The 23,796-nt window shown below is 65.3% G+C and carries 25 protein-coding genes and 5 pseudogenes; 17 read left to right on the forward strand and 13 right to left on the reverse strand.

The window, feature by feature from the left end; translation table 11 throughout:
* Positions 1 to 33: 33 nt before the first annotated feature.
* Both HUN07_RS13855 and HUN07_RS27605 read right to left on the reverse strand, forming a co-directional pair.
* Positions 34 to 1,023: an alpha/beta hydrolase gene (locus tag HUN07_RS13855; RefSeq protein ID WP_174910324.1), complete on the reverse strand. Its 990-nt coding sequence runs from the start codon at positions 1,021 to 1,023 to the stop codon at positions 34 to 36.
* Between the two features lie 20 nt (positions 1,024 to 1,043).
* Positions 1,044 to 2,269 (reverse strand): annotated as a pseudogene (locus HUN07_RS27605) (lipase family protein).
* A 432-nt stretch (positions 2,270 to 2,701) separates the two neighbouring features.
* Between HUN07_RS27605 and HUN07_RS13865 the strand changes: the two are divergent.
* The 5 genes from HUN07_RS13865 (at position 2,702) to HUN07_RS13885 (ending at position 5,136) form a co-directional block, all read left to right on the forward strand.
* Positions 2,702 to 3,037 (forward strand): hypothetical protein, encoded by a 336-nt coding sequence (locus tag HUN07_RS13865; RefSeq protein ID WP_174910326.1) that lies wholly within the window; start codon positions 2,702 to 2,704, stop codon positions 3,035 to 3,037.
* Between the two features lie 300 nt (positions 3,038 to 3,337).
* Positions 3,338 to 3,724 carry a hypothetical protein gene (locus tag HUN07_RS13870; protein WP_174910328.1) on the forward strand — a complete coding sequence of 129 codons (387 nt, stop codon included), beginning with the start codon at positions 3,338 to 3,340 and terminating at the stop codon, positions 3,722 to 3,724.
* Positions 3,721 to 4,050 (forward strand): hypothetical protein, encoded by a 330-nt coding sequence (locus tag HUN07_RS13875; protein ID WP_174910330.1) that lies wholly within the window; start codon positions 3,721 to 3,723, stop codon positions 4,048 to 4,050. Before HUN07_RS13870 ends, HUN07_RS13875 begins: the two co-directional genes overlap by 4 nt.
* A 126-nt stretch (positions 4,051 to 4,176) precedes the next feature.
* Positions 4,177 to 4,671: a hypothetical protein gene (locus HUN07_RS13880; RefSeq protein WP_174910332.1), complete on the forward strand. Its 495-nt coding sequence runs from the start codon at positions 4,177 to 4,179 to the stop codon at positions 4,669 to 4,671.
* A 45-nt stretch (positions 4,672 to 4,716) separates the two neighbouring features.
* Positions 4,717 to 5,136, forward strand: coding sequence for a DUF2628 domain-containing protein (locus HUN07_RS13885; protein WP_174910334.1), 420 nt, complete (start codon positions 4,717 to 4,719; stop codon positions 5,134 to 5,136).
* Between the two features lie 212 nt (positions 5,137 to 5,348).
* On the opposite strand, the gene HUN07_RS13890 is transcribed toward HUN07_RS13885, so the two are convergent.
* Entirely contained in the window at positions 5,349 to 5,561 is a 213-nt protein-coding gene (locus tag HUN07_RS13890; RefSeq protein ID WP_174910336.1) for a hypothetical protein, read from the reverse strand.
* Positions 5,562 to 5,848: 287 nt separating this feature from the next.
* Between HUN07_RS13890 and HUN07_RS13895 the strand changes: the two genes are divergently transcribed.
* The 5 genes from HUN07_RS13895 to HUN07_RS26960 all read left to right on the forward strand — a co-directional run bounded on the left by HUN07_RS13895 (position 5,849) and on the right by HUN07_RS26960 (position 8,849).
* Positions 5,849 to 6,112, forward strand: a complete 264-nt coding sequence (locus tag HUN07_RS13895) for a hypothetical protein (RefSeq protein ID WP_114722414.1) — start codon at positions 5,849 to 5,851, stop codon at positions 6,110 to 6,112.
* A gap of 118 nt (positions 6,113 to 6,230) precedes the next feature.
* Positions 6,231 to 7,115: a hypothetical protein gene (locus HUN07_RS13900; protein ID WP_174910338.1), complete on the forward strand. Its 885-nt coding sequence runs from the start codon at positions 6,231 to 6,233 to the stop codon at positions 7,113 to 7,115.
* A gap of 250 nt (positions 7,116 to 7,365) precedes the next feature.
* On the forward strand, positions 7,366 to 7,680 hold the full coding sequence (locus HUN07_RS13905) for a hypothetical protein (RefSeq protein ID WP_114722416.1): 315 nt from the start codon (positions 7,366 to 7,368) through the stop codon (positions 7,678 to 7,680).
* Positions 7,681 to 7,821: 141 nt separating this feature from the next.
* Positions 7,822 to 8,487, forward strand: a complete 666-nt coding sequence (locus tag HUN07_RS13910) for a hypothetical protein (RefSeq protein WP_174910340.1) — start codon at positions 7,822 to 7,824, stop codon at positions 8,485 to 8,487.
* 74 nt (positions 8,488 to 8,561) lie between these two features.
* Positions 8,562 to 8,849 carry a hypothetical protein gene (locus HUN07_RS26960; protein WP_254623061.1) on the forward strand — a complete coding sequence of 96 codons (288 nt, stop codon included), beginning with the start codon at positions 8,562 to 8,564 and terminating at the stop codon, positions 8,847 to 8,849.
* Between the two features lie 38 nt (positions 8,850 to 8,887).
* Here the strand turns inward: HUN07_RS26960 and HUN07_RS26965 are convergent.
* From HUN07_RS26965 to HUN07_RS13925, 3 genes and pseudogenes are all read right to left on the reverse strand, one after another.
* Positions 8,888 to 9,343, reverse strand: a pseudogene (locus tag HUN07_RS26965) (metal-dependent hydrolase); the annotation flags it as partial.
* Positions 9,337 to 9,597 (reverse strand): hypothetical protein, encoded by a 261-nt coding sequence (locus HUN07_RS13920; RefSeq protein ID WP_114722419.1) that lies wholly within the window; start codon positions 9,595 to 9,597, stop codon positions 9,337 to 9,339. The pseudogene HUN07_RS26965 and the gene HUN07_RS13920, both read right to left, overlap by 7 nt.
* Positions 9,594 to 9,893 (reverse strand): hypothetical protein, encoded by a 300-nt coding sequence (locus tag HUN07_RS13925; RefSeq protein ID WP_174910344.1) that lies wholly within the window; start codon positions 9,891 to 9,893, stop codon positions 9,594 to 9,596. The genes HUN07_RS13920 and HUN07_RS13925 overlap by 4 nt, the downstream gene beginning before the upstream one ends.
* 582 nt (positions 9,894 to 10,475) lie before the next feature.
* On the opposite strand from HUN07_RS13925, the gene HUN07_RS13930 reads away from it, so the two are divergent.
* Positions 10,476 to 10,853, forward strand: coding sequence for a hypothetical protein (locus HUN07_RS13930; protein ID WP_254622504.1), 378 nt, complete (start codon positions 10,476 to 10,478; stop codon positions 10,851 to 10,853).
* Between the two features lie 154 nt (positions 10,854 to 11,007).
* On the opposite strand, the pseudogene HUN07_RS13935 reads toward HUN07_RS13930, so the two are convergent.
* A pseudogene (locus tag HUN07_RS13935) lies at positions 11,008 to 11,733 on the reverse strand (lipase family protein); the annotation flags it as partial.
* Positions 11,734 to 12,136: 403 nt separating this feature from the next.
* Here HUN07_RS13935 and HUN07_RS13940 point away from each other — a divergent pair.
* A pseudogene (locus HUN07_RS13940) lies at positions 12,137 to 13,245 on the forward strand (site-specific integrase).
* A 386-nt stretch (positions 13,246 to 13,631) separates the two neighbouring features.
* Here HUN07_RS13940 and HUN07_RS13945 read toward each other — a convergent pair.
* Positions 13,632 to 14,693, reverse strand: coding sequence for a hypothetical protein (locus tag HUN07_RS13945; RefSeq protein ID WP_174910347.1), 1,062 nt, complete (start codon positions 14,691 to 14,693; stop codon positions 13,632 to 13,634).
* Positions 14,694 to 14,795: 102 nt separating this feature from the next.
* Positions 14,796 to 15,158: a Hin recombinase gene (locus tag HUN07_RS13950; protein ID WP_174910349.1), complete on the reverse strand. Its 363-nt coding sequence runs from the start codon at positions 15,156 to 15,158 to the stop codon at positions 14,796 to 14,798.
* Positions 15,159 to 15,725: 567 nt separating this feature from the next.
* On the opposite strand from HUN07_RS13950, the gene HUN07_RS13955 reads away from it, so the two are divergent.
* Together HUN07_RS13955 and HUN07_RS26645 are read left to right on the forward strand one after the other, a co-directional pair.
* Positions 15,726 to 16,454 (forward strand): methyltransferase domain-containing protein, encoded by a 729-nt coding sequence (locus HUN07_RS13955; RefSeq protein ID WP_441346767.1) that lies wholly within the window; start codon positions 15,726 to 15,728, stop codon positions 16,452 to 16,454.
* Between the two features lie 9 nt (positions 16,455 to 16,463).
* Positions 16,464 to 17,210, forward strand: coding sequence for a Rid family hydrolase (locus HUN07_RS26645; protein ID WP_114722427.1), 747 nt, complete (start codon positions 16,464 to 16,466; stop codon positions 17,208 to 17,210).
* Here HUN07_RS26645 and HUN07_RS13965 read toward each other — a convergent pair.
* Positions 17,207 to 18,025 carry a hypothetical protein gene (locus HUN07_RS13965; RefSeq protein WP_174910351.1) on the reverse strand — a complete coding sequence of 273 codons (819 nt, stop codon included), beginning with the start codon at positions 18,023 to 18,025 and terminating at the stop codon, positions 17,207 to 17,209. The two genes, HUN07_RS26645 and HUN07_RS13965, sit on opposite strands and share 4 nt — an antisense overlap.
* A gap of 121 nt (positions 18,026 to 18,146) precedes the next feature.
* Here HUN07_RS13965 and HUN07_RS26970 point away from each other — a divergent pair.
* Positions 18,147 to 18,374 (forward strand): annotated as a pseudogene (locus HUN07_RS26970) (recombinase family protein); the annotation flags it as partial.
* 173 nt (positions 18,375 to 18,547) lie between these two features.
* Here HUN07_RS26970 and metA read toward each other — a convergent pair.
* Positions 18,548 to 19,462: a homoserine O-acetyltransferase MetA gene (gene metA, locus HUN07_RS13975; RefSeq protein WP_174910353.1), complete on the reverse strand. Its 915-nt coding sequence runs from the start codon at positions 19,460 to 19,462 to the stop codon at positions 18,548 to 18,550.
* A 224-nt stretch (positions 19,463 to 19,686) separates the two neighbouring features.
* Here metA and HUN07_RS26975 point away from each other — a divergent pair, with 224 nt between their 5' ends.
* Positions 19,687 to 19,800, forward strand: a complete 114-nt coding sequence (locus HUN07_RS26975) for a helix-turn-helix domain-containing protein (RefSeq protein WP_254622992.1) — start codon at positions 19,687 to 19,689, stop codon at positions 19,798 to 19,800.
* Between the two features lie 656 nt (positions 19,801 to 20,456).
* Positions 20,457 to 21,383, forward strand: a complete 927-nt coding sequence (locus tag HUN07_RS13985; RefSeq protein WP_368077052.1) for a heme A synthase — start codon at positions 20,457 to 20,459, stop codon at positions 21,381 to 21,383.
* A 1,079-nt stretch (positions 21,384 to 22,462) separates the two neighbouring features.
* On the opposite strand, the gene HUN07_RS13990 is transcribed toward HUN07_RS13985, so the two are convergent.
* Both HUN07_RS13990 and HUN07_RS13995 read right to left on the reverse strand, forming a co-directional pair.
* Positions 22,463 to 22,873, reverse strand: a complete 411-nt coding sequence (locus tag HUN07_RS13990) for a hypothetical protein (protein WP_114722438.1) — start codon at positions 22,871 to 22,873, stop codon at positions 22,463 to 22,465.
* A 376-nt stretch (positions 22,874 to 23,249) separates the two neighbouring features.
* Positions 23,250 to 23,795, reverse strand: coding sequence for a hypothetical protein (locus HUN07_RS13995; RefSeq protein ID WP_174910359.1), 546 nt, complete (start codon positions 23,793 to 23,795; stop codon positions 23,250 to 23,252).
* Position 23,796: the final 1 nt, after the last annotated feature.

The raw sequence follows: 23,796 nt of genomic DNA on the forward strand, positions 1-23,796 counted from the left end.
GGTAGTACGCACCTCTGACAGGAACGAGTGCCGTCACCAGGCGCCCAGGGTGTTCAGGATCTGGCCGCGGGCCTGCCACAGTTCGGCCGACCAGTAGGACCACGCGTGGGTGCCGTTGGCGGGGAAGTTGTAGGTGGCCGGGATGCCGAGGGTGTTCAACCGGACCTGGAAGGCGCGGGTGTTGATCAGCGAGATCGCCTCGAGGCCCATCGCGGTCGCGGTATTGAAAGATGAGATCGGTGTATCGGGATGGTCGTACACGCCAGGTAGGCCGCTGGCCGCGGAGATGTACAGCGACAGTCCCCGCAGTTGCTCTGCGGACACGAACGGGTCGTTGCGCATCCACTCCGGGCTCCACGGAGGTCCCCACATCGAGTCGACGTTGTAGCGGCCGGCGTCGAGCATCGCGACGCGGATCGCCGAACGCATGCCAGGCGCGGAGATGTGCAGGTATCCCGAGAGCGATCCGGCGAACTTGAACTGGTCGCGGTGCCATCCGGCCAGTGTGAGCGCGGCCGAGCCGCCCATCGACAGCCCAAGGACGCCGTTGTTGGTCCGCGACACACCTCGGGTCGCGAGATAGTCGGGCAGTTCCCGCGTCAGGAACGTCTCCCACTTGTAGGTGATCTGCTGGCCGTTGAAGTTGCTGGGCGCGTACCAGTCCGAGTAGAAGCTGGACTCGCCGCCGACCGGCATCACCAGGGTGAGGTTGTCGTTGCGGAACTGGTCGAGCGCGTTGGTCTCGAAGGACCAGCCGTTGCGGTCGTTGCGAGCGCGGAGGCCGTCGAGCAGGTACAGGGCTGCGTTGCCGCCGCGTGCGGCCCACTGGATCTGCACCTTGATCGGGCCCATGCTCGAGTTCACGAAGACCTCTTCGTAGCCGCCCGCGGGTGCCCGGTGGGCGACGGGTGCTGCTGTTGCGGCGGGAACGGAGACGCCCAGCAGGGAAGCCATCGCGACGGCTGCTGCGCTGACAGTCAGCGCAGCTCGTCGCCACCTGGTTCGAATGTTCTTCACGCTCATGGTTTCTCCCGAGGATCTGGTCAGCAGGTGGTGGTGGTCGGTGTGCCCGCGAAGCGGTCTTCGAGGAACTGCAGGCGTCGGGGAGACCGAGGACCGCCGCGGACAGGTGGTCTGGGCTCCACACCGTCTTGGATTGGACCGGCACCCCGGCGTCGCAGTAGCGGCGCATGGTGGTGGTGATCGAGTCGACCGGGATCAGTGCGTCCTGTCCGGCGTGCCATTCGAAGACGGGGGCGTTCGGCACCGATGCGGTGTGTTCGACACTGTTGTGGTCGAGGACCGCCTGCACGGGTGCAGATCCGAGCAGTTCCGCGCTGCTGGATAACTCGCGCACGCTCTTGCCAGCGCCGGAGGCGATGATCTCGTTCGTGCAGGCGTTCACGATCCGGTCCCGCAGCTCGAGCCCCGCCTGGTTGAGCTGGCTGGTGACCGGCATCGCGTTGGGGTACTCGCGCTCGAGGCCGAGCGCGGCGGCCATCGCGAGCCCGAACGCCGGATGAGGATTCTCGCCGAGCGCAGTGGCCATCTTGCCGATGTTCAGCGGCGCACCACCGTAGGCGCTGCCCGCGAGCTTCAACTCGGGCGCGTACGCCCCGGCGAGCGCCGCGGCCATCGCAGTCGCCATCCCGCCGCCGGAGTAGCCGGCCATCCCGACCGGGCTTCCCTTCAGCTCGAGCGCGGTGTGGTTCTGGGCGGCGCGGATCCCGTCGAGCGTGATCTGGCCACCGAGGCGGGCGGCGCCGTACGCGCTCGTCGGACCCAGATGGTCGGGGATCGCCACCGACCACCCCTTCTGCAGCGCCACATTCAAGCCCGGTGCTTCCCGGATCATCAGGTTCGGATCCGAGGTGTAGAGCGCCTGCGACGGCGCACACTCGAGCCCGAGCGCATTCACGATGTGCTGGAACGACAACAACGGACGCCCGGGGGCGGCGTCGCGCGGCGACAGCACGGTGGTCACCGCGGTGATGGGGTCGCCCTGCGAGTTCGTCGACCGGAACTTCAGCTGCACCGCGGTGGTGTCGATGAACCCGGCCGGAGCAGGCACCACGCGGGAGTCGAGCACGTCACCCGGATGGCGGGACTCGAGGTCACCGGGGCTGCTGTAGAAGCTGTCAGCGAGGGCGGCAGGGTAGACGACCGGGCTTGCAGCCGCCTGCGGGGTGACCGTCAGGGCGACCGCGGCCGCAGCCGCTGCAGCAACACCGATTCGTCGGGCACGGGAGGGCGTGGATTGGGGGAGCATTCCTCGTCTTTCATCGTTGGCCCAGCACGCGCTGCACCGCGCCCCGACACGGGTGCATCACGAATGGCTGGGAGGGTCCACCTGCACACGCAGCGCGGTGGCAGAGTCAGACCACACGGTCTGCATCAACCTCCGACCGAGGCTATCAACCTCGGAACCGGCTGCGACAGGCCGATATTGGATGCTTGCCTGAGGGCGGGCTGCGCCGCCGCGCCACAGTAACGCCGGGGTTCTCCACGCCGATATGTAGGGGCGGTCTCGCCGACCCAATGCACGTACGGCGCCGCCTATTGCGTTGGCAAGCCGACGAACTCGCCCGACAGTGAGCTCCCACACAGCCGGAGCGATCCAAACTCCCGGCTCCGGAGTGAGACACTCGACGCCTGTATCGGAATCGCCCTGACCGGCGATCGGTAGGGGAGGAGTCCACTGATGTTGGCAGAAGTGTTGGGGGCGCTTCCCCAGTGGCGCAGGACCGGGCACACCTTCTTTCCCTACGCGGCGTTCGTCGACGGGCGGTGGTGGGTTCTCCGGTTCAACTGCTTCCCGGATCATCCGCTTTGGACGCTGTTCATAGCCGATAGGCGCCGATTCGACTTCGATGACGAGCCGACAGGGTGGGGGATCCGCATGGCGGACGAGGCGCCGCTACTCGAGGGCCACGCGGCCGCAGAGGTGCTCGCTCCTGTCCAGGGCCTGGCCCGGTACGGCAGCGAGGTCGGCGACCCGTGTGACGACTTCCTCTGCCCCTGCGCCTGGCGCGAGTGACGTTCCTCGCGAAGTCGGCGCGCCCCTGATACTGGCCGTCGCATGCGGTCAGTTCGCCGAACCCGATCCGAAGCCGCGGCACACGAAACCGCGGAAAGCGGTTCTCATACTGAGCAATTCAGCTCCGCGACGGCCATCAGCGGCAGCAATCGAGCACGGTCGCAGAATCACCACAGGTGTCCGGTCTGCCGGATTCTGGCGGCTACGATTGGTCTCGGGGAGTGCGCTCCGGGGTCGAGGACGTGCCCAGGGGTCAAGAATCTGGAAGTGCAGGTGGGGGAGTTGCCCGAAAGTCACGGCATGTGGAGTGCCGGGGGCTCACGGATCGCGATGATCTGCGCGGCCGCCATGATCGCTGTGCCGGCGCCGCTGTTGATCGCCGGTCTCGTGCTCACCACCGACCGGAGCTCCAGCACCGGGCACGTCGAAGGCTGCGAAGTGCTCTCGATCCGGAAACCCGGTTGGGTCCGCGGTAAGGAATCGGCGAAGATCGGCACGACCTGCGGGACTCTGTCGACCCCGCAGAAGGGCGCGATCATCGGCAGTCTGACCATCGGCGGCGTGTACGACTTCGACCTGCTCATCAACACCGTCAACGGCTCGACCACCCGGATCATCACCCGGTCCACGCCACAGTCGACCCTCGAACACCGGCAACAGCAGTGGCAGGAGGTGCTTCCGAAGTGAGGACCGTGGCGCAGTGGATCGGCCGGCATCAGTTCTTCACCACGATGGTCATCGCCGTGACCGCTCTCGGCGGTGGTGCTGCCCTCAGTACCACCGCGACCGAGGAGCCTGCGACCCGCACCGGGTGCACGATCGACGCCATCAACGAACCCCCAGGGGTGCGACGGGACACGCTGGTCAAAACGTCCTGCGGTGGACTGCGATCACCGAACCGGACCGTCACCGACCGACTGCAGGTCGGCGGAACCTACGACTTCGATGTGACCGAACGCGTCGTGTGGTTCGTTCGAACCACGCTGATCGACGACGCCCGACTGTCGCGGTAGCCCACTGGGTCCCGTCACGACCCCAGGCAGATCTACCGCCGACATGACCTACGTCGTCGTCCACCAGCCGCGACTGCCGGCACCACGAAGTACGGTCGGGTTTCACACATCACGGGAGAGGACACTATGAGGCGCCCGCATGCCGTAGCAGAGGAAAACAACTGGTTAGGTGAGGGAGCGCTGACCGATGCGGAGGTTGCGGAGTTCATCGAGGTGGTCGAGCACTTGCGTGTGGTGTTGCCTGCATTATTGGGGGAACAGTGGACCGATGCTGTGTTCTCCGGTGACGGGTACGTGGTCACCGAATCCCTGAGGAGCGCTGGCGGGTATTTCCGCGGCTATCGGGGTGTTCGCAAGACCGCCCAGGGCTACGCGGTGATGTCCGGCGACGAGCGCGGATCCGAAGGCTTGCTGGTCACGTTCAATCGGTTCGAGGACGCTGTGAAAGGCTATGCCGCGGACGTCATCAGCTCGATTCGGTCGGACCACGGCTCGGCAGTGTTGCGTGGATGTGGAACGGCACAGTTGGCCGCATCGTCGTCGGCTGCGATCGAACTGCGGATCCCAGGGACCCGTGCGTGGTGCTGGATTGGCTATCGGTGGCTGGCTGGGGAACGATGAGCCGGCAGTTGAACGCTGTCGGGGAGAATCAATCAAGGGGTGGGGATGTCGATGTCTGGCGTCAATCCGGAAGTCGTGGAGCTCGGTGATCTGACCGACCTGGACGACAAGTGGCGGCTGCGGTTCCAGTTCTTCCACGAGCACGGGTGGCAGGGGCTGCTCAAGCCGAATCGCGCATATCGAGAGGCGCTCAAGGCGTTGTCGTACCGGCAGCGAAATATCTTGACATTCAATGGGTTCGCGTTCTTCTTCGGCGTGTTCTACATGATGCACCTGGGGATGTGGCGCAAGGCCGTGACCCTGTTCGTCGTGGGAGTCGCCCTCGGCGCAGTGAGCCTGCTGCTCGACCTCCCCAACCCGTTAGACGTGGGGTTGACCTTCGGCCTGTGCGGGTACATCGCCACCCGCGCCAACACCCTCTACTACGAATTCCGAGTTCTCGGTCGACACACCTGGGGGCTGTAGCTCCTGCGCGGTGGGCGGCCCCAATTCCCAGCTGCAGGAAATTGGGGCTGGGGCCACTTCCGTGCTCGCGGCTCGGTTCAGCGGTGCCAGCGATTGCGTTCACGCATCCGCGCCTGGTGCTCCTGGAACCACACCTTCCGTTTCGCCTGCCAGAGGTCTTCCTGCTCTAACCACGGGCCCCGCGCGGTCAGCTCCCGTTCCTCGAGGACCGCCTAATTGATCGAACCCTCCTCGAGCACCGATGCGACGGCCTCCGGGGTGCCATCGGCTGCACGAACCCGCTTGAGGGGCTCCTTCGGGTTCCACGCCGGACAACCATTCGCGCGCAGCAGATTGCTGGCCGCCTGGCTGTCGTCGAACCACGCGACGAGCCGGTGGTCGAGGTCGTAGGTGTCATGCCAACCCCGCCAGTGCCGAACCTTCACCTGATCAGCGGGGCGCGACCCGTCCTTGATGAATTGCCGGAACTGGATCGGCCCTAGAGGACGGTGGTGGCGGTCGAGCCCATTCCACGTGGCGCGGGCGAACTGCTCGGGGCGGGTCGTCGAATACGCGATCTGGACGTCGACCGATCACAGCGACTCGATGAGCCTGCGACCGGACAAGATCGGCGTGGCGAATCCGAACGCGCGATGGAAGGCGTGCCAGTCGCGGTCACGGGACCGGTCCGTGGCCAACAGCGGCTCGAACCCCGCATCGAAGCGATGACCCCGTGTCGAAGACCGAAGCCGAGCAGATCCTCGCCAGCCCCGAAATCGGAGGCGCGATCTCCCGGACCGTCATGCGCCGCGGGCATGGGGAAACGAACGACGAGTACCACTGGGAGAACGATGCTGACGCCTCCGACGCGCAGGTTCAGCAGCAGTGCCCAACCTGCGGCCGCTGGGCGTCGATGACCTCATCGCACAGGTGCCCCGTCCCCGGGTCGGAAGCGGTCGACGAAGGGATGAACGACCTGGCCACGCAGGCGATGTAGCGTGCGGAAGCGCGCGCCGCCCGCGCAGCAGGGCTCGAACCTCCCGGTTCGCGACGGCCCGCTCGAACCTGATGACGCAGCGCGAATACCGACTCGCGGGCACCGGGGAATCGCGAATGTGCCACCCGCTCAGGATGTCCGCGCCGTCATCGAGGGCGGCAAGATCGCGTCCCCGTCGCTGAGCTTCCGCTACCCCGACGCGACGGTGACCGGTCAGGCAACGATCTGGCGCGACGAGTCCGGTATCGACGTCGCGTCGCCGCTCAAGGAAGCGGGCGGCAACGGGATGCGCTGCACCTGCAGCACATACGCACGTACCGGCCGGTGCGATCACATCGCATCGTCGCTCCAGACGATGGCCACCGCGTACGGCGTCACCTACACCGGCGATACCGGGCTCCGGCCGGGTGTCTCGCTGTCCGATCGCCGTCGCGAGCGAACCTCCGACGCGGCGATCGACCTATCGAAGGTGCCGCTCGAGCGGATGAACTACTCGCGGATCCAGAAGCTCCGGAATCAGCGGCAGGGTGACCACGTGCAGGGGCTGTTCGAGAAGGCGCGGAGTGGGGATCCGATCAGCACCCCATCGGTGAAGCCGCCGCGGGATGCTGAGGGCAACTGGGTGGCGTGGCCGACGACGTTCGAGCGGGCGGGGATGGGCGACGCGAACTCTGACCGCACCACGGACCTGAACGACACCGCGGACGTGCAGTACCGGCTCCGAGCGGCGCTGGTCGCTCGGACTCGCAACCACTACTCGGTGCTGCGGGATCGCGACGGCGGCATGCGGATCACCGTGCCGAAGGCGCGGCGAGGCAGGGACGGCACCATTCCGCCCGTCGAGCGGCAGCGGCTCGTCGACAGTCTCGGGATCCCGGCGCACCAGGCCCGCGCTGATGGTGTGTACATCCCGGCGGACACGTCGTGGCGGCACGAGATGCTCTCCCGCGCATACGGGGACAACCCGCAGCCGGTCCGCGCGGCCCACTACACCGTTGCGTAGTACCGCGTAGGTGACGCCATTCGGGAGGTGCTGGCGGCCGCTGCTGGGTGCCCATTCGTCGCCGTCGCTGCTGTCCACAATCCTGCAGGCAGGAAGGGAGCGCACCACGGCGCCGCGAATCAGTCCATCCGCAGCGTCAGGCAAGTTGTAACACGTTCTAGCACTGAAACATTCATGCGATTCGGTCCGTAGTGTTGGATGCATTCACGACGGGGAACTCACCTCATCTGAAACGCCCCAGGAGGCCACCATGGGTATCGCAACGCTGACCTCGACCGCCGTCGTCGTCGATACCGCGTCGGATACGGGGCTGTACCGGCTCGATCCGCCGATCGTCGGGGACGACGGAAAGGCGCACGAGTACGGTGCGGCGATAGTCACGCCCTTCGGGATCCTCGTGGACGTGTGGGCGGCCCACGAGGACGGCAGCCTCGTCCTGGACGATGACGGCGACTGGGTCGCCCTCATCAACTCCACTGCCGCGCCGGGAGCTCGACCCACCGTCGCAGGTGAGTTCGAGTCGGCGGGGTACCGGGTCCACAGCCAGGAACGTGCGGCGTCGTAGCCCGGCCCGGGCGCCAGGGGTAGTCCCAAGCTGCCCACGCCAGCGGCTGGGCGAGCGGAGATGGCGTGTGGGAGACAATTCCCAGGCGGGCCCGTCAGCCCGTGGAGGACGTGGACGGGTCCAGGGGAGGGAGTGGCGCCGATGGCATCGCTGTTGGTCTTGATGGTGATCCTGTGGCTGTGTATTCGGCTGGTAGCAATCGGATTGCGATACTGGCGTCGACGCGCTGCTCAACGCGCGGCAGAACCAGTCGCCGCAGAACCAGTCGCTGTAGTAACCGACGTTGAGTCGCACGCGGCGGTGTACGAGGCTCATCGACGGCACCGCTGGGACGTCACGCGGCGGCAGTACCACTCGCGCCCAACGTGGACGTTCGCGCTGACTGACGGCGTCGAAGACTGGGCGCGAGGCTGGATGACGGGCGACCTGGCGCATGCTCCGTACAGTCGCGACACCGAGTGGTTGTGGGCTGACGAGTTCGGCATCGATCCATGGCGTGAATCCGTCGAGTTTGAGCTCTTCGAGCGAGCGATCGCCGACGGAATCATCCAGGTCCCGACACCCGGTCACCTCATGTACGCCGAAACGTCATACGACCCATTCGGCAGCATCTACGGATTCGTCCCTGACGAGTTCGAGGAAGGGATGGTGTGCAGCTGTGCGGTCGTGACCCCCGAAGACAAGGGTTGGGGAGTCGAGACAGGACCAGACGCTGTGGCCGCCTGGCTGACCGCGGTCATCACCAGCTTCGCTGAAACGAAGCCCTACGTTCCCCGCGGCGCACTCAGGCGGCGGTACACGCACTAAGCACGCGTCGCAGCGTTACCGGAGGACCTCCTGGATACCGTGCGCCCAACCATCGGCCATCCAGGAGGAAACCCGTGACCGCCATCAACACCATCGACGACCACGAGGTCGCCTCCCGGACCGGTGTCGACGCGACCGAGCTCGACGTCGCCGAGAAGGCACTGCGCGCAGCCCGCGAGAACGGCGTCGACGACGTCACGATGCTCACCCAGATCGAAAACCGCGTCATCGAAGCGACCGAGAACGGTGAACGACCCGACGGCGATGCGGTGCAGGAGATCGTCGAATCGGTCATCGCTGAGTCGGCCGGCCGAGCACCAGCCCCGAGCGAGGCTCCCCTTTTCGCTCTGCTGTTGTGTTGAACCAACTTTCGCAACCGTCGGCTGCTGGTACGCCGCCTAGCAAGAAGGGGAGCCTCCATCCGGTGGCTCCCGGCCAACCCGCGGATCGCGAGCCCGAGCGTGAAGAACAGCGTCCCGATGATCGCGGGCCTCCCGAACGCGGCCACCAGCGCGGAGACACCGACGCCGAGAAGGATCGCGAACCCGAGTGTGTGCGTGAGGGTTCGATGGCCGCCGTCGCGCGCACCGTCCTTCACTGTCCTGGTCAACCCGTAGAACGCCGACGAGCCAGCATTGATGCCCTCCGATGCGATCTGGGAGGCCACACCGAATGACCGCGCGACCGTCGACTGTGGATGGTCGAGATCCGGGAGCAGTGCTGCGCCGGCACACACTCCGGCCCATGCGAGTGTCTCCGCGAGCGACGTCGGTCCACCCCAATCGGTTGGCATGATCGCGGCGGCCGCAAACCCGACGGCAGCTCCTGACATCGCGTGCGTTGGCCCCATCACCATGCAGAACCACCTCCGAACAGGGCTGCGGCATCGGCCGCGGGTGTTTGTCCGCCGTCGGTGCTTCCGCCGCCCGTAACCGTGTTGATGACCACGGGGATCCATCGGTAGGTGAGGTCGGCGATGGTGTTGACCGACGTCTCGAACACCCTGATGACATTCGAGGAGTCGACGCCTTCGGTGTCGGCCCAGTTCACGTAGCCGCGGAACACGCCGAGGACGACGATGCCGATGACGGCGTACTTGATGATCTTCACCGTCCACCACCCGTCTCGGGCGTCTCCGTGGGGCGGTACTTGTCGGGGACCTGGTCCCCGATCTGCCCGCCGACCCCGTCGGTTACTGATTCGATCTTGTCGGCGACCTGACCGCTGCCGTCTTCGACGATGCCGCTCACCTTGTCGCGATAGTTGCTGAACCAGCCGTCCTCACCGAACTTGATCCCACCGGTCAGGTACTGGATCACACCGAGGAGGACATCGATCACGACCACGAAGAACACGATCCGGGACACGATCCCGTCTTTCGACTTCTTCTTCACGGGCCCGGCCATCAGAGCACCCCCGCCACGGCGTCAGTTGCCGATCGCGCGGTGGCCGCGTTCCGCACGCGCATCTCGTCGCTGACGATGCGCGCGAGACCTGGACCAGCGACTACTTGGCCGGCATCGGTTGCGTTCCAGCGGAGCCCGGTGAACCGGATTCCGGGCGGGTCAACGTTCCAAACCTCGCTTCGAGGCGAGGGAGCGTGGTCGATCATGGTGAGGTTCTCCTGCTGAGGTGTCGGGCTGTCCCGTCACGCTACGAACCTGGTTCGTCCCGACCAGTGGCGATGAGAATCGTCCAGGTCAACCGCGGAAACCGTATGGGACACCGGGGTGTTCACGACGCCGACTTGCCGTCGATTGGAGGTGCGCCGCTGCATCCACCCTGCGCGCCTCCGCCGTGATGAGTACGGCATATCGTGCGATGCTGCGGCAATGAGAACTTCACATCGAATTGCTTCAGCCGCGGCGGCCGGGCTCATGGGCGCCGCCATGGTAGTTGCGGCGCCAGGCGTGGCCAGCGCCGCCGATCCTTGCCAACTCGGGTGGTCGAACGTAGGACCCCGAACGTGCGCGATGACAGATGTCGGAATGGCGCCGGTGTGGACACTTGGAAACGGCATCTGCGCTGGCATGCTGAGTGCATCCGGCAATGCGTTCGACGGCCCACTGTGGGAGTACTCCTCCGCGCCGGGTGCTGTCCACTCCGTCGAACTGCGTATTTCGCAGGGCTTCTCACCACTGGGCGAATGGGCGTCGACGACCCTGGCTTGCGACGTGACTGCGATCATCGATTGGCAGAACCTCGACACCGGTCAGAGCGGCACAGTCAGTCGCTACGTACCCGCGGCCAACACGAGCACCCACCCGATGTACGTGAATGTCGATACTGGCCCGGGACGAGTTCGGCTCACCATGCGGACCGACCACCCGAGCATCCCGGTCACGACAGACGTGATCGTCCCCTGACCTGACCGTGCACTCGGCGAAGGTCTTCCTGTTCGCCAGCGACGGGGCAGTCCATGCGCACCAGAGTCGTTGGCGATCGGTGAACGTCTCCGACCCTGCCCGTTCGCGGCCCGGCACCGTGCCGGTGCCGGGCCGCGCTGGCCGAAGGGATGGATCAGCAGTTCGACATGGGTTCGGCGCCCGCGAAACGCGCTTCGAGGAAGCCCAGGGCGCCGGGAAGACCGATCACGGCCGCCGAGAGATGGTCAGGGCTCGGGACCAGTTCGGACTGCACTGTCACTCCGGCGGCGCAGTAGCGGCGCATCGTGTTGGTGATCGCATCGACCGGGATTAGTACGTCGGTGGGGGAATGCCATTCGTACACGGGCGCATTCGGCACTGAGGGAACCTTCTCGACGCTGTTGTCGGCGAGGACCGCCTGCACTGTCGGGCTGTCGAGTAGGGCACTACCGATGGCGGGATCGGCGACGTCACCCAGGCTTCGGCCTGCGCCGTACAGCAGGATCTCGTTGGTGCAGGCGTTCGCGATCTGGTCGCGCAGCTGCCACCCGGTCTCGTTGAGCTGGCTCGTGAGCGGCATCCGGTTCGGGTACTCGCGTTCGAGACCGAGCGCGGCGGCCATCGCCAACCCGAATGCCGGATGGGCCGACTCTCCGAGCCCCTTGGCCATATCGCTGATGTTCATCGGGACACCGCCGTAGGCGCTGCCGGTCAGCTCGAGGTCCGGCGCATACGTCGGGGCGATCGCCGCGGCCATCGCTGTGGCCATGCCTCCACCCGAGTAGCCAGCCATGCCAACCGGGCTGTCCGCGAGGCCCAGCGGGGCGTACCACTGCGCTGCGCGGATACCGTCGAGGGTGATCTGGCCCCCGAGCTTCGCCTACTTCGGCCGTCGCGTCGTCGTGATCGGTGGTGCCGGCCCACTGAAAAGCCCCGACGCCGACCAACTCGTCATCGACGACCGCGCGCTTCGTCCCGCGACAGTGGCGAGCCATTGCGCAGGCCAGCGTTGACCAGTTCAGCGCCTGCGCCACCCATCCCGCGGACTGGGCCTACCTGAGCCCGCCTGCGCTCTTCGGGCCCGGCAGACGCACAGGCGCCTACCGCCGAGGAACAAACCGAATCCTCATCGACGTCAACGGAGAATCACGGATATCGGCCGAAGACCTCGCCATTGCCGCCATGGATGAGATCGAGAATCCTGATTCGGGGTTGCGCCACTTCACCGTTGCGTATTAGACGCCCTTCCTGCAAGCCGACGTGGTCGTGACGAGGTACCTGTGATGTTTGTTCAACGGGTGGTCTCCCCGGTCGACGGCGTGGCGTCGTGGACGCTGGGCGATGACGGTGCCTTGGTGGCTCCGATCGAGCGGTATCTGGCGTACTTGACCCAGATCGAGCGGTCTCCGAACACGGTCAAGGCCTATGCCCATGATTTGAAGGACTGGTTCGTGTTCCTCGGTGCCCGCGGCCTGGATTGGCGTGAGGTGCGATTGAGAACGTCGTCGAGTTCGTCGCCTGGCTGCGCCGCCCGCCGCGGCTGCGCGACGGGACAGTCCCGTTCTGCCGTCGGTGGAGCACCACTGCACCGAGGCGACGGTCAGTCGGAAGCTCTCCGCGCTCAGCGCGTTCTACCAGGAGGCCGCGCGCCACGGCATCGATCTCGGGGAGCTGCTGAGGACGTGGCAGCCGGCCGGAGGCCGGGGCTCGGGCTGGAAGCCGTTCTTGCACCACATCAGCAAGGGATATTCGCAGCCGCGGCGGGCCATCGCGTTGAGCACGCAGCGCGCAAGCTCCCTCGCGTGCTCACCGTCGCCGAGGTGCAGACCATCCTCGAAGCCTGTGACCATCTGCGGGACCGGTTCCTTTTCGCCGTGCTGTTCGACACCAGGATGCGGATCGGGGAGGCGCTGGGCCTGCGGCATGAGGACGTCGCCGCACCCGAGTCCCAGATCACGGTCCAGCGCCGGGTCAACGACAACGGTGCCCGCTCCAAGCCACGCAGCCCGCGGACGGTGCCGGTCAGCGCGGAGCTGGTCTGGCTCTGTGCCGACTACCTTCACTCGGAGTACGGCGATCTGGACTCCGACTACGTCTTCGTGAACCTGTGGGCCGACCGCATGGCCACCCGCTGACCTACATGGCCGTCTGCGAACTGGTCAAACGGCTGCGCCGACGTACCGGGATCGACTTCGATCCGCATTGGTGCCGCCACACCGCGGCCACCCGGATGCTGCGTGACGGTGTGCCGATCGAGATGGTCTCCAAGCTGCACGGCCACGCCGACATCACCACCACCACCGGCGCCGTCTACGGGCACCTGAGCGCCGAGGACGCCCGCAAGGCGCTGGAGGAGGCGGGCTGGTTCACCGGCCGAGAGGTACGACTGTGAGCACACAAAGCCCGCTGGTACCCGAACAGCTACCGAGGACGGTGCGCGAGCGACGCCGAACGTCGCGTCAGGCGAGTAGTTGGGACACCGAGTACCGCCGGGATGTTTGGCGGCTGCGTGAGCTCGGCATCAAAGGCGGTTGGCCAAGACCTTGAGTCAGGGTTGCGGTATGTCCTCGAAGGTGTTCCGGGCGAGCCGCCGCCCGGAACTCGACAGCCTGTTCTCGCACTTGCGCGAAAATGGGACAGTCAGGTATTGAAACCCTCCGAACACCGGTATATCTGAGTCTCCGCGAAACGCCACCATCACTGTTGACGGGGCATGAGTGCTCGAGGGCCGTATTGGGTTGGCCGACCACCCCTGCAGCGAATGGCGACAGGATGCTTCTATGGCGTCAAAATCCAAGTGTCGCTGTTGCTGTCGAGGTGCCAATCCTGCCGCGGTCCGTCCCCTTCGCATGCGACAGCGGTTAGCCAGATGGTGCTGCCGGGGTCCCAGCCGGCGATGACCGAGGCAGTCTCGGTATCGACCTGAAGGGCCCGCGTCGCACTGCTGAGATAGCACAAAGGCGTGAGGTGCACGGCGTCCCACTCACTTGCGACACGCTCCCAATCGGGGATAACCCACCGGCCGTCGCGGCCCGTGGCGCGGAACCAGTCATGCCGTCGGGACGCGGTGACCTCGAGTGGAAAGGAACGGCACAGCAGCATCCATTCCTCTTCCGAGCGGACCTCGAAAGTCCGGCCTCTCCCGCGGACCGGTATCGCTGTCGCTTGCTGCCACCCGAACCCGTCTTCCACGAGGCTCAGCTCAGCAGGAAGGCGGCCGACAGTCTTGATGAGTCCGAGCGGGATTGACCACCAGGTTCCGGTCCAATCGGCATGGGGATCGCGCGGGCGTTCACGCGCGGCCTGTTCTTCCTCCGTGCGCACGTCGGCCGCCCACTGCCTGAGGGTTCGTTGCGGATCCTTCGGCAGTGGTGCCCAGGCGTTGGCCGATCGCCAAACGATAGCCCACTGCTCGGTCCGGCGAGGCTCCGCGAACCACGCCATGATCGACGACGACGCGAGGTGTTCCGCGAGGCGTGAGAGGGCAGCCCCGATGATCGGGTGGCCCGCGACCACGTCTGCACCGTCGGGCTCCTGCCAATACCTGGCGGAATCCACCGACCGCTCCAAGGCCGCCTGAATCCGGCCGGTGTCGAGGTCGGCGAGATCGACAGACACAACGGCGGCCGAGAGCTGCTCCAGTGACGAAACAGGGAAGGGATCGGTGCCGCCCTCAGTGGTCGGGATCAACCGGCCCCCGGATGAACCGCTCACTACTTCGACGCCGTGCGAGAGTTGGAAGACGGCGGTTGAAATGTCCGAGTCCAGATCCTTGGCAATTTCAAGGCAAAAACGTCGACCCCGCGGCCCCGCCAGGATCATTTCCGCAACTGGATTCATTTGACTACCTTGCACCTTCCCGTCGTGGCGGAGAGATCCCTAGGTCATCTCGTGAGACTGGGCGCACTGCTCGGACGTTTCCGGCAGCCGGGATGTGCCCGATCAGGCGTGGTCGGGGCACAACAGCGTCGGTTCCATTTGCCACCCCTGTTCGGTCAGCCAACGCTGGACCGGTTCGAGCGGTGCGCTATTGGTAGCGGCACCGATGGCGAGTTCTCCCACGAGGATGGGTCCGTCGCCGCAGACGGTGCAGGCGACGTCGACGGCGGGTTCTTCGGGTTGGCAACTGCGGCAATGATGTCGGGCGATGATCACGCCGGGGACCTCCGAGTCGAGATACAGCCAGGAAACGGCCAGGTCGGCGCGCTGGTGAGCCGCTTCCAATCGGGTAGCGGGCTCGTGCCCGCAGCTCGGGCAGGCGCGCGATGTTTTTCGCGGCGGGGCGGGATGTTCGAGCGTGGCCACTGCCGGATCAGCGGTGGCCGTCTGGTGAGCGTTGACGACGAGGCGCTGGCATCTGCTCGATGTGCTGTCGCATGGCGGAGGTCCATCCAATGTCAAGGCGCCAGCGACCTGGAGCCGCGACGTCACCACACCTCGGTAGTCGGCGTACTCGGCGCCTGATGCGGCCGGTAGCGGGTCTTGGGGTTCCGGACTGGTGAGGTCGAATAGGGGTCGGTACTGGTTCGTCGAGACATCGGGGCAATGATTATCGGCCGATTTTGCCGAAGAACAATCGATCTTCGATGCCCGACTCACATTCGCTCGGGTTAGCAGCTCGCTGCTGCGAACCGTTCGACGTGGCAGTGGGTAATCACGACACGTTGCTGTCCCGACCCATCCCCATGACCGGTGATCAATGTGCTCTAATTGGCCGGTGATGACCTTCGCGCAGCTCTGGTGGCCGCTTTCCCAGCGGCCTTGAACTGTGTTTTCCGGCCGCCTCTCGTGCGGCCGACGATCCTCGCCTGTATGACGGGCATTCATCCCGGTTGATGCGCTGAGGTGGCCTCGTATCGAGAGGACCACCCTGTGACCTTCAACGACGATCCTGTTCGCACCACCGGCATCGGCGAGATGCTGATCAGTTCCCGCTCGTTCGACGAATACCGAGCCATGTTCAACCTCACCGACGGCGACCTTGCGCTGCGGATCCTGGACTGCCCCGGCGGTGCCGCCGGGTTCACCAGCCAGGTGAGCGGTCTCGGCGGCGATGTGACCGCTTGCGACGTGGCCTATTTCGGGCGCGGAGCCGACGACCTCGCCATCATTGCAGCGACCGAGACGGATCGCGGCAACCGATACGTCCGCGCACATCCGGAGCAGTACGAGTGGACGTTCTTCGCTGACCCCGACGAACACCAGCGCGCCCGGCAACAAGCCGCCCAGCAATTCGCTGCCCATATTCGCCAACACCCGCACCACTACGTCGCCGGGCGGCTGCCCTCGTTGCCGTTCGCAGATGCCAGCTTCGATCTGGTGCTCAGCTCCCACCTGCTGTTCAGCTATTCCGACCGACTCGATCACACCTTCCACGTCAACGCGATCACTGAGCTTATGCGAGTCACCCGCGGCGAGCTACGAATCTTCCCGCTGGTGGCCGTGGGATCGTCGACACCCTATCCGCGACTCGCCGATCTGCTCGCCGACCTGAGGGCCCGAAGCATTGCAGGCCGAGTCGTCAAGGTCGACTACGAGTTCCAGAGCGGTGGACACCACATGTTGGTGTGCCGTCGTACCCCATCCGAAGTCCGGCAGTGACTCACCTACATGGCGACCGAAGGACGCTGCATTCACCCCGTCATTATCGAGAGAGTTAGGACCACAGTGTCTTTGGAGGACATCCGTCACGATATCGACGCGCTCGACGACCAGATCGTTGCGCTACTCGCCCAACGTCAACGGCACGTCCGACGTGCTGCTCCCTACAGGATTCGTCCCGGGCAGGCACTGGCAGTCGATTGGCGCGCCGAGATGATGAACCGTCTACACGCCCAAGCAGTCACACAAGGAGCTGCCCCTGAGGTGGTGGCCAGGGTGTATTCCGTGATGATCGACGCGTTCCTCGACCTCGAACACCTCGAACACCTCGAACTCGCCTCGCGGTCGGAAACGTACTCTCAACCTGTGGGTGACCGGCGGACACGGATCAGCTCCGGTTCACCATTCGAGGAGACGATCGGCTTCTCCCGCGCGATCCGCTCTGGGTCGCGCGTTCTGGTGTCCGGCACCGGGCCCGTGTGGCCCGACCGATCGTGCCCGGACGATGCCGGTGCCCAGGCCCGCCGCTGCTTCGAGATCATCGGTCGGGCGCTGAACGAAGCCGGCGTCGGACTGAGCGATGTACTCCGCACTCGCATGTTCGTCACCGACCTCGCCGCCAGCGAGCAGGTCGGTGTCGTGCACGGCGAATTGTTCGGTGCCGTGCGTCCGGCGGCGACAATGGTCGTCGTCGCCGGGCTGCTCGACCCGCGATGGAAAGTGGAAATCGAAGTCGAAGCAGAGGTTCCAGGCTAAGACGTTCCGTCACCGAGTCGGTCGCGGGCGGCGGCCGACCTCGGCGGCGAGGGCGAACAGGGCGGCCGAGCGGGCCGGGGTTGGGTCGGATTCCGAATGAACGTAGCCGTTTGCCCATTTGGGCGGTGCTGATCGGTCCGCCGGTGAACAGCCACGGTGAGTTTCGGCGTTCGCCGATGGCCGCGTGCCCGGATCGGGTGTCGACCAGTGACTTGACGAGGGTGGACAGTGGTTCGGGCAGCTCGACGGGGGCTGGATCCCAGGCGCAGTCGGACCCCGTTCGTTCCGGTGGTGACGTGGTCGGTGGTCAGTCCGGCGATCGTCGAGGCGCGTTGCGCGTAGAGCAGGACCAGCAGTCCGGCCACTCTGCCCTCGGGCTTGAGGGTCTGGTCGTGCAGGAGGCGGCGGGCGGTGGCCCATCGATCCTCGCCGGCGATGAGTTCGGCCGGTCCCTGCCAGCCGCGGCCGACTCCGACGAGCGAGGTGTTCACCAGCTTGTTTGTGGTGGCCCAGCGCAGGAATCCACTGCCATCGGTGCGGTAGCGGGCGTTCGAGTCGGTGAGCCATCGGTCGATGTCGGCTTGGGTGCAGGTGGCCAGGCTCAGCTGTTGGTCGGCGAGCCAGTCGAGAATGGCGATCGCCCCGCGCAAACGTTGCCGAATGCCGGTGAACTGCCCGTAGGTCACCGGGCTGCCGCGGTTTCGTGCGCGTAGTCGCCGCATGAGGTGCCAGGTTGCATAGTGGCGCACCGGCTTCCGGTTTTCCGGATCGGCGACATCGTCGACGGTATCGGTGATCCAGCGTTCGAGGCGCACCAGGTCTTCGTCGCATCCCCACGCAGCGGGCCCAGCGTTGCTGCCATGCCGCGCACCAGGGCTCGCCGGTGAGGCGTGAGATCTCGGCCGGCCCTAGACGGCCGCAGATCGAGCACGTCAGCTGCTGTTTCGGTCGACAGTTCCAGCAGTACGGGCCCTCGGAGGGTTCGGCGACACTCTCGTTGTGTGGCGACTCGACCGACTGGGCCGGAACCTGCCGCACCTGCGGCAGACGATCACCAACCTCGAGGAGAAGGGCGTCGGCTTCTGATCGCTGACCGCAGCGATCGACACCACCACTGCCGGCGGGAAGCTCATCTTCTCCATCTTCGGAGCGCTCGCCAGGTTCGTTGTTATCTGGACACTTCCTCAATCTGCCTCGACTGGAAGCAAGTGGGTTGTTCGCGATCGAGCACCAGCTCATCGCCGACGCCCAAGGGCGAGGCTGGGACCGTGAAGCCGAACGCCACCGGCGGATAGCCACGCGCATATCGGAATTGTTGAGGGAACTGGCTCAGCCGGTCAGACCTCGCCTGGAATGAACGGTGTCTCCTGGTAGACGCAGTAGTTTAGCCAGTTGGAGTACAGCAGGTGCCCGTGGCCGCGCCATCGGTTGAGCGGGATGGCGGTGGGATCGTCGCCGGGGAAGTAGTGCGCCGGAGCTGGGACCGGCAGTCCTTGCTCGCTGTCGCGGCGGTATTCACGTGCCAAGGTGTCCGCATCATATTCCGGGTGACCGGTCACGAAGATCTGGCGGCCGTCCGCGGTGGCTGCCAAGTAGACCCCGGCCTCCTCGCTCACCGCCAACACGTCGACCTCACCGGTGGCCTCGATGTCGGCGGCGTAGACATCGGTGTGCCGTGAGTGCGGCGCTAGGAACTCGTCGTCGAACCCGGTGACGATCGGCGACCGCGCGCCAGTGATCCGATGGGAGAATACACCGGAGATTTTCTGTGGGACTTCGTGTTTGCGGACACCGTAGTGGTGGTAGAGGGCCGCCTGCGCACCCCAGCAGACGTGCAGAGTCGACTGCACGGCGCTGCGGGCCCAGTCAAGGATCTTGGTCATCTCCGGCCAGTAGTCGACGTCCTCGAAGTCGAGTTTCTCGATCGGCGCCCCGGTGATGATGAGGCCGTCGAAGTGCATATGGGCCACGTCATCGAAAGTTGAGTAGAACGATTCGAGATGCTCTGCAGAGGTGGTACGCGAGACATGGCTGGCCATGTGCAGCAGGGTGATCTCGATCTGCAGCGGATTATTGCTGAGCAACCGCAGCAGCTGCGTCTCGGTGCTGACCTTCATCGGCATCAGATTCAAGATGGCGATCCGGATAGGGCGAATATCCTGATGTCCAGCCCGCTCGTCGGACATGACAAAGATTCGCTCCGCCTCCAGGGTGGCCCTGGCGGGAAGATCGCGCGGCACAGTGACAGGCATCGCCCAGCAGCTTAGTCCGCCTCCGGTTGCCGACAGGGACCGGAGCTTCAATAGCTCCAGCGGCGCGTCGCGAGAACAACGTCGCAGGACGATCTGTCCACATAATCGAGCGGGACCTCATTCGTGAACGCGCCTACGCCGGCCTCGCCGCGGCCCGTGCCCGGGGCAAGGTCGGCGGCCGCCCCCGGAAGATGACCGACAGTCGGATCAAGCAGGCCCGCAGGATGTGCGAGAACGGCATGTCCCAGACTGAGGTCGCCGAGATCCTCGGCGTCGGACGCACCACCCTGTATCAGTACCTCGGTCCGCAGAAGAGCCGAAGGAGCACTGATCAGTGAGTGCCGGGACTCAGTAGCTCGCCATGCAGTCGCGGAGCAGGTCAGGCGAGAGTTCGGCGATTGTGCAGGAGATTCTGCGCCAGCCGGGCCACCTCCGAACTGGTCCTGCGACGAGTCGACCAGCACTTCAACGTCATTCGTTCCGGGCACGGTGCGCAGATGGTACACGATGGGGTCGCCCTCTGTCGTATAGAGGGTGAACGCGAACTCGCCGCTGTCGCGTTCTCGACCGTCCGACAGGCAGCCGATCACCGACGGGGTGAGTGGCTCCTGCGGCTCAGCTCTTGGGCGAGGCGCCGCATCACCGCAACTCGGCAGCGGGGAGCGCCAGGTGATTTCGGCCGGCTTCGGAGCGGCCGGAGGCTCCCAGCTGAAGTAGACAAGCGCAGCGATGGTGGCGAGAAGGATCGCGAAAGGGATGCACCGCACCGCTACCCGCATCTTCCCCGACCCCATGAGATCAGGCTAATGCCGACGCATGTCCGCCCGGCGGAGCAGTTCTTGATCGGGCTGATGTACGGCTTGCCCCTAATCCGCGCGATGTCATCGGTGGTGGCGGCCGCGAAGCAGGCTGAGGTCTGCTCGGTACGTTGGTTCGGTATCGCCAGCAATACGAGGGGGTTGTGGTGACGCCGTTGTCGTGGCTTGCACGTCGCGTGTCGTTCGGGTGGGGGAGTCTTCGGGTCGCCGCGACCGCGACGGTTGTGACGAGTGTGTTGATCATCGTCACTGGTGGTGTGGTCCGCGTGACCGGCTCCGGTTTGGGCTGTCCGACATGGCCGTCCTGCACCGGGGAAGGATTGGCGCCCACGCCCGAGATGGGGATCCACGGTGCCATCGAGTTCGGCAACCGGCTGCTGACGGTGGTGCTGTGCGTAGCGGTCGGTGCGTTGATCATCGTTGCGCGCTGTCAGCGAGAGCCTGATCGCGCGGTACTGCGGGCGGCGTGGCTCCAGTTCTGGATCATCGTGCTCAACGCACTCGTCGGCGGCGTGACGGTGCTCGCCCGATTGAGCCCGTATGTTGTTGCGGCGCACCTCATTGCCGCAATGCTCTTGCTGACGGCGGCTGTGTATACGTTCGAGCTGGTCGAGCGGCTGGACAGATCCACCGCTACTGCGACCGCCGATCCGGCGCTGGCAGTGCGGGCACGGTGGTTGGTCGCCGCGACCGCAGTGCTGGTGGTGATCGGTACGGCGGTGACCGGATCGGGCGTCCATGCCGGTGATTCATCGGATGTACATCGGATGCCGTTCGACTGGACGACCATGGTGATCATTCACGCGGTGGCCGCGGTGGTCACGTTTGCTGTCGCGGTCTCATCGCTGCTGATCGCGCGCCGTTCCGGTGCCGACTCGGTCGCCTCCCGCGCCAGCGTGTTCATTGCACTGTTGCTCGCGCAGGGGTTCGTGGGTGTGCTCCAATCCGTCGGTGTTGCTGCCGAGGCCCTCGTGGTCGTGCACATGCTCGGTGCCGCACTGATCTGGGCCGGCGCACTGCGCGTGCTGTTCGCGACCGACCCTGGCCTAGGCGGCAGCCGCGCGGCATTCCATGCGTCCGTCGCGGAGACCAGCCGGATATGAGGCAGACAGACTGATCAGAGAGCTGTCGCAGCGTCGTCACGGCCAACCGAGCGGGCGGAACTGGTCGAAGATGCCACTATCTGCCCAGGATGCCAACTTCGATGACGAAAATGCCAACTCTGTGACGAGTTGCCAACAACGGTGACCATTCACAGCGGTGTGAATCGTCATCGAAGTTGGCATTCCCCGGCGCTCTGACCTGCGGTGTGACAACTAGCGTGACGACGACAGGGCGCGATCGTCGTCATCGAAGTTGGCATTTGTTCGCGGCTGTTTGTTGGCGAACTAGGTTCAGTGTCGGCTGGCATCTCCGCTTCTCGACCTCGACGACGAACCACTGGGGTGATGGTCGCGTCGAGCGCGTGGCTCGCACCTACGTGATCGACCGCGTCGCCGGCTACCGTGACGAGTTTGGGTGATAGCACTGCTGCTACGCCCACGTCGTATCCGGCGCACAGCGCGGGATAACAGTTGGGCAGTCGTGATGACGCGCCTCGTTCGTGCGCGTGATCGAAGACCGCATGCGCAAGCCACCCGCCGGCTGTCAGGCGGGCGGCCCACTGCTTCGGCAGGAGGACCGCAGCGACAAGAACCGCCGTCGTTGCTAACACCGCGGTCCACTCGCGGGTCAGCACGGCCGAATCTGCGGGACGCCCCAGGCGTGCAATTGGGTACACGCCTGCATCGCCTACCAAACCCGCGGCGTAGGCCGTCACTCGGCGAGTTGGACTCTGCCTCGCTAGTGAGCGGTCTGCGGCGATGCTCAGCACGCCACCCGCAGGAACGCAGCGAGACGGACACACGACCCCCGTAATTCGCTCATCGAGGACCACTGAACCAGAGGGCCGTCTTCGGAGGCGCCCTTTTGCTGAACTTCAGCGGCGCCAACCATCGCCAGCTATCGAGGACGGGTTTCCGAAGGTTGTCGTCAATGCCCCTGAAGATCGCCGTTTACGCACGGTGGTGAGTTGCTCCGGAAGCACTCCGATGCCGGTTCGGTTTGCGAGATGGCGCTGCCAACGGCGGTTGCACCGTCTGGCTGAGGTGAACGCGGGTGGGGTTGCAGGTTCGGCGTGCGGCTAAGCCAAGCGAGACCAGTGGACGCGACCGCAATACGCGAGTAGCAGGGCCAGCAGTGCAATGGGCACAGGTGCCACACGACCGATAGTGAGTCCCGAGGCGTTGTCCAGGAAGTAGTTCGCGTAGGCGTTCGCTATCGCGTCGAGACTGAGAACTGCGGCGCCGATGACCACTCCAGCTCGGTGTCGCCACCACAACAAGATTGCGCACATCGGGTCGAGGACCACCAAACTGGTGAAGAACACTGCCAGCCAGGTTGGGACAGTCGGGTAGGGGTCGGCGGGTGCGCTCAAGATCTGCAGAATGTGGACGACGGTTCCGTACGTAAACACTCCGATCGACACTCGCAGCACCAGCAAGGCGCGCCGCTCGTGACGCGACCACCGGTCCTGAGTCCCGTCGATGGTCATGTTGCCGCAGCATACGGAAGCCCGGAAAGGGGTGTGCGGTATGACCGCTCGTTGCAGTCCTGCTGAGCGCGTGAGCGCGACGCGAGCGTGCGCCGGCGCTCTGCCAACTATGTTGTCAGTTTGCCAACTAGGGCGGCGATTCACGCGGAGAGCGAGTAGCAGCTGTGAATCGTCATCGTAGTTGTCAGTTTCTGGTGCCCTGACCTGCGATATGGCAACTAGCGTGACGACGGCGGGGCGCGATCGTCGTCATCGAACTTGGCGATTGTTCGCGGCTGTTCGTTGGCTGAACGGACTGTGTCGAGTTACCGGATGAGCTGGTGGAGGCCGGACCCCGGCGCGTCGTCGGGCCCGCACGGGGCGCTCGGCGGGTCGGTCATGGTCTTGGGTGGCGGGGTGTCGGCGGTGGTGGGCTGTATCGACGTGAGTAGGCGATGTATCCGGCGTATCCGAGCAGCGTCAGTATCGGGAGCACGGTCACGGTCGGCCTGATCCAGAACGGGACGTGTACTCCGGCGGCGGTGATGCCTGATAGGCATGTGACCCCGACGATGATGAGGGTGACAAGGACGCCGATCCACTCGAGGTCAGCGATGAACTTGGTGTTGAACTCGTTCCTGTTCTCGGGCCGTGTCCAGTAGTTCGAGTGCGGTCCGGCCACATTGAAGGCGCGGTCGGGGATCTTGGGGATGTACCACCGAGCGCCACCACAGATCAGTGCTGTGCCGAGGGCGAAGGCGCAGGTGATGGTGACGTACTGGCCGAGGCTCATCCATTCGGTGATCTCTCCGGATCCCTCGAAGTGCGATGGCAGCTGGCCGGGTGCTGTGAGTAGCAGCCAGTTCGTGGCGAGTACGAACGCCACGCCGGATCCGACGAGCGCACACGATGATGGGCGCACGCGTTTCGGTGATTTCCCCATG

The organism is Rhodococcus sp. W8901 (assembly GCF_013348805.1).
Lineage (GTDB): Bacteria > Actinomycetota > Actinomycetes > Mycobacteriales > Mycobacteriaceae > Prescottella.